The sequence below is a fragment of the Acidovorax delafieldii 2AN genome, assembly GCF_000175235.1.
GTDB classification, from domain to species: domain Bacteria; phylum Pseudomonadota; class Gammaproteobacteria; order Burkholderiales; family Burkholderiaceae_C; genus Acidovorax; species Acidovorax delafieldii_B.
Genome location: NZ_ACQT01000294.1, coordinates 1 through 3937, shown reverse-complemented (window position 1 = coordinate 3937; position 3937 = coordinate 1). Strand labels below are relative to the sequence as shown.

Genomic DNA, 3937 nt, shown 5'->3' with positions numbered 1-3937 from the left:
AACGGCCTCGGGCGCCCCCTTCACGATCAGCAGGCGCCCGCCCGGCCCCTGGGCCCAGACGCTGCCCACGCGCCGGGTGAAATCAAAGGCATGCCGCTGCAGCAACGCCCAGCCCTGGGCAGCATCCGGGTGGCTGGCCAGCAGCGCGGCATCCAGCGCTCCCCGGTCGCCGCCCAGGCTGGCTGCAATGGCCCCGAGCCGGGCCGCCTCGGCGCTTTCCTGCCCCGCCGCATCCAGGCTGCGCGCCAGGGCGATCTCGGCCTGGGTCAGCGTGCCGGTCTTGTCGGTGCACAGCACCGTCATGGCCCCCAGGTCATGGATCGCAGCCAGACGCTTGACGATGACCTTGCGCCCCGCCATGCGCAGCGCTCCGCGCGACAGCGTCACGGTGGTGATCATGGGCAGCAGCTCGGGCGTGAGACCCACGGCCAGCGCCACGGCAAACATCAGTGACTCGAGCACGGGGCGCCCGAACAGCATGTGTGTGGCCAGCACCACAACCACCAGCGCCAGCGTAAGGCGGGCCGTGATCAGTCCGAAGGCATGCATGTCGCGCTGGAAGGCGGAAACCTCCTGCCCCTCGCCCAGCACGGCGGCGGCGGCGCCAAACAGCGTGTTGCGGCCGGTGCCCACCACCAGGGCCCGCGCCTCGCCCGTCTGGGCCACAGCGCCGCGAAAGAGGGCGTTGCGGGCCTCAGCCGCCGAAGCAGTGACCACTGCGCCGGGCCGTTTCTCCACGGGATAGGGCTCACCCGTCAGGGCCGCCTCGCCAGCGGTGAAGGCATCGCTGTCCAGCACCAGTGCATCGGCCGCGATGATGTCGCCCGCCCGTACACGCATGATGTCGCCAGGCACCACCTCTTCCACCGGCACCTGACGGAAGGCGCCGTCCCGCAGCACCTCGGCCCGCAGCGCCACGGCGCGCCTCAGCATCTCGGCGGCACGCGTGGCACGCCCTTCCTGCACGGTGTCGAGCCCGATCGAGAGGCCCAGAATGGTGACAATGATGCCGCCGCCCACGCCGTCCCCCGTGGCCGCCGACACCGCCCCCGCACCCAGCAGGATCAGCGACAGCGGCTCCCGCAGTCGCCTGCCGATGGCGGTGAGCAGGCCGCGCGCCTGCGGCGGCGCGTCGGCATTGGGGCCGTGGCGTTCCAGCCGCGCCTGCGCCTCGGCGTGGCTCAGCCCCTCGAGCCCGCAGCCCAGCTGCTCGCTCAGCGCCTGCGGGGAAAGGTTCCAGAAATGCGGCTTACCCGCCACCGGTGCATGCGCCATGGCTGCGGTCTATTTTTTGGCAACGGCACCGGCCGGCACGGCCCACCGCGCACGGTCAGCGCTGCGCGCCTTCAGGCGCCGCGTACCAGCAGTACCGGCACAGGCGACTGGCGCAGCACCTGCTCGGCATCACTGCCCAGCAGCATCCGGCCCACGCCGCGGCGGCCGTGGGTTCCCAGAACGATGAGCTGCGCGCCCCATTCCTTGGCCTTGGCAATCACCAGATCGCTCACGCGGCCCGCATAGCTTTCATACAGCTCGGACTCGACCGCCACCCCGGCGGCGCGCACCCGGGTCTCGGCGTCCTGCAGCACTTCCTGGCCCGCCTTCTTGAGCGTCTCGAACACCTCCGCGGTCAGGGCCATGCTCGACTCGAAGCTGGTCATGAACGAGATTTCGTCCACCACATGCAGCACCCTGATCGTCGAGTCCATCACGCGCGCCAGCGCAATCGCTTCCTGCAGGCCCGCCAACGAGGTCGGACTGCCATCCACCGGAACCAGGATCTTTTCGTACATGGACATCCTCCGCAAAATGCACATCGTAGCCCCTGGACGGCCCGTTGCAAGCGTCGTGCGGCAGGGCGGCCAGCACTTTTGTGCCTTGGCCCTGTTGGCCCCACGGCAGTCAGGCCATGGGCGCCATGCGCAGCGGAATGGTGACCGGCCCGTCGTTGACCAGATGCACCTGCATGTCGGCTGCAAACTGGCCGGTGGCGACGTAAGGGTGCGCGTTGCGGGCCTGGGACACGAGGTAGTCGTACAGACGCCGCCCCTCGTCCGGCGCGGCCGCCTGGGTGAAACTGGGCCGGTTGCCGCCGGTGGTGTCAGCAGCCAGCGTGAACTGGCTGACCAGCAGCAGGCCGCCGGCGATGTCCTGCACGCTCTGGTTCATCTTGCCCGCAGCGTCGCTGAAGATGCGCAATTTCAGAAGTTTGGCGAGCAGCCGGTCGGCCTCGGCTTCGGTGTCGCCGCGCTCGGCGCATACCAGCACCAGCAGGCCGGCGCCAATGGCGCCCACCACTTCCCCGGCAACCTCCACGCGGGCCTGTTGTACGCGTTGCAGCAGGCTGATCATTCTTCGCCCGTCACCAGCCGCGCCTTCACGCTCTTACCCTTCACACGGCCGCTGTTCAAGCGCTGCACGGCCTGGGCACCAATGGCGCGGTCCACCGCCACGTAGGTGGAGAAATCGTTCACGTTGATCTTGCCGATCTGCTCGCGCGTGTACCCCATGTCACCCGTCAGCGCGCCCAGCACGTCGCCAGCGCGGATCTTCTCCTTGCGCCCCCCGATGATCTGGATCGTGGCCATGGGCGGCACCAGCGGGCCGGCACCCGTGGGCGTGAGTTCGGCCAGCGGACACCAGCGCGATTCGCGGCCCTGCAGCTGCTCGATCTTGCCCACGCTGCCCATCTCGTCCATGCTGGCCAGGTTGAGCGCCAGGCCTTCGGCATCGCCACGTCCCGTGCGGCCGATGCGGTGGATGTGCACCTCGGGGTCGGGCGTCACGTCCACGTTGATGACGGCGGCCAGGTTGGCGATGTCCAGGCCGCGCGCGGCCACGTCGGTGGCCACCAGCACCGAACAGCTCTTGTTGGCGAACTGCACCAACACCTGATCACGCTCGCGCTGCTCCAGTTCGCCATACAGCGCCAGCGCGCTGAAGCCCTGCGCCTGCAGCACGGCCACCAGATCGCGGCACTGCTGCTTGGTGTTGCAGAACGCGATCGACGATTCGGGACGGAAGTGGTTGAGCAACTGCGACACGGCGTGCAGGCGCTCGCTGTTCTTCACCTCGTACCAGCGCTGTTCGATCTTGCCCTCGGCATGCTGGGCCTGCACCGTGATCTGCACGGGCGTCTTCATGAACTGCGCGCTGAGCTTGGCAATGCCCTCAGGGTAGGTGGCCGAAAAAAGCAGGGTCTGGCGCTCCTTGGGACACTGGCGCGCCACGGTGGCGATGTCATCGAAGAACCCCATGTCCAGCATGCGGTCGGCCTCGTCGAGCACCAGGGTGTTCAGCGCTTCCAATGTGAGGTGCTGGCGCTCCAGGTGGTCCATCACGCGGCCGGGCGTTCCCACCACGATGTGGGCGCCATGCTCCAGGCTCAGCATCTGGCCGCGCAACGGCACGCCGCCGCACAGGGTCACGACCTTGATGTTTTCTTCGGCCCGCGCCAAGCGGCGGATCTCGGCCGTCACCTGGTCGGCCAGCTCGCGCGTGGGGCACAGCACCAGGGCCTGCACGGCAAACCGCCGGGGGTTGAGGTTGGCCAGCAGGGCCAGGGCAAACGCGGCCGTTTTACCGCTGCCGGTGCTGGCCTGGGCGATCAGGTCCTTGCCCAGTAGAGCTGGCGGCAGGCTGGCCGCCTGGATGGGCGTCATGCGCGTGTAGCCGAGCTGCTGCAGGTTGGAGAGCTGTGCGGGGCTCAGCGCCAACGCGCCGAAGTCGGTGGCGGCTTGGTTTTCTTGGGAGGTCATGGACCGGATTATCCGGCGCCCACCGTCAGGCCTGCAGGGACATCACCCCCACGAACGCCAGCGTATGCGCCACGATGCCGGGCGCCACGGCCAGCGCATAGCGCCAGCCGCCGCTGGCCAGGGCCACCGCGCACTTGCTGCCGGCATGCACGAGCAGCGCGGCCATCAAGGCTGTGGCG

The 3937-nt window shown here is 69.0% G+C and carries 4 protein-coding genes; all 4 read right to left on the bottom strand.

Going from position 1 to position 3937, the window contains the following annotated elements:
- Positions 1-1275, bottom strand: a 1275-nt coding sequence (locus tag ACDELDRAFT_RS19895) for an HAD-IC family P-type ATPase (RefSeq protein WP_005799849.1), incomplete at its 3' end; no start/stop codon positions are given.
- A 71-nt stretch (positions 1276-1346) separates the two neighbouring features.
- Entirely contained in the window at positions 1347-1793 is a 447-nt protein-coding gene (locus ACDELDRAFT_RS19890; RefSeq protein ID WP_005799848.1) for a universal stress protein, read from the bottom strand.
- 109 nt (positions 1794-1902) lie between these two features.
- The gene (gene dtd, locus ACDELDRAFT_RS19885) at positions 1903-2352 is read right to left on the bottom strand and encodes a D-aminoacyl-tRNA deacylase (RefSeq protein WP_005799847.1); all 450 of its coding nucleotides are present in this window, start codon (positions 2350-2352) and stop codon (positions 1903-1905) included.
- The gene (dbpA, locus tag ACDELDRAFT_RS19880) at positions 2349-3758 is read right to left on the bottom strand and encodes an ATP-dependent RNA helicase DbpA (RefSeq protein ID WP_005799846.1); all 1410 of its coding nucleotides are present in this window, start codon (positions 3756-3758) and stop codon (positions 2349-2351) included. The genes dtd and dbpA overlap by 4 nt, the downstream gene beginning before the upstream one ends.
- Positions 3759-3937 lie beyond the last annotated feature (179 nt).

Coding starts and splice junctions, on each gene's coding strand:
- ACDELDRAFT_RS19890 (WP_005799848.1), bottom strand. CDS start 1,793: ATGTACGAAAAGATCCTGGTTCCGGTGGATGGCAGTCCGACCTCGTTG.
- dbpA (WP_005799846.1), bottom strand. CDS start 3,758: ATGACCTCCCAAGAAAACCAAGCCGCCACCGACTTCGGCGCGTTGGCG.
- dtd (WP_005799847.1), bottom strand. CDS start 2,352: ATGATCAGCCTGCTGCAACGCGTACAACAGGCCCGCGTGGAGGTTGCC.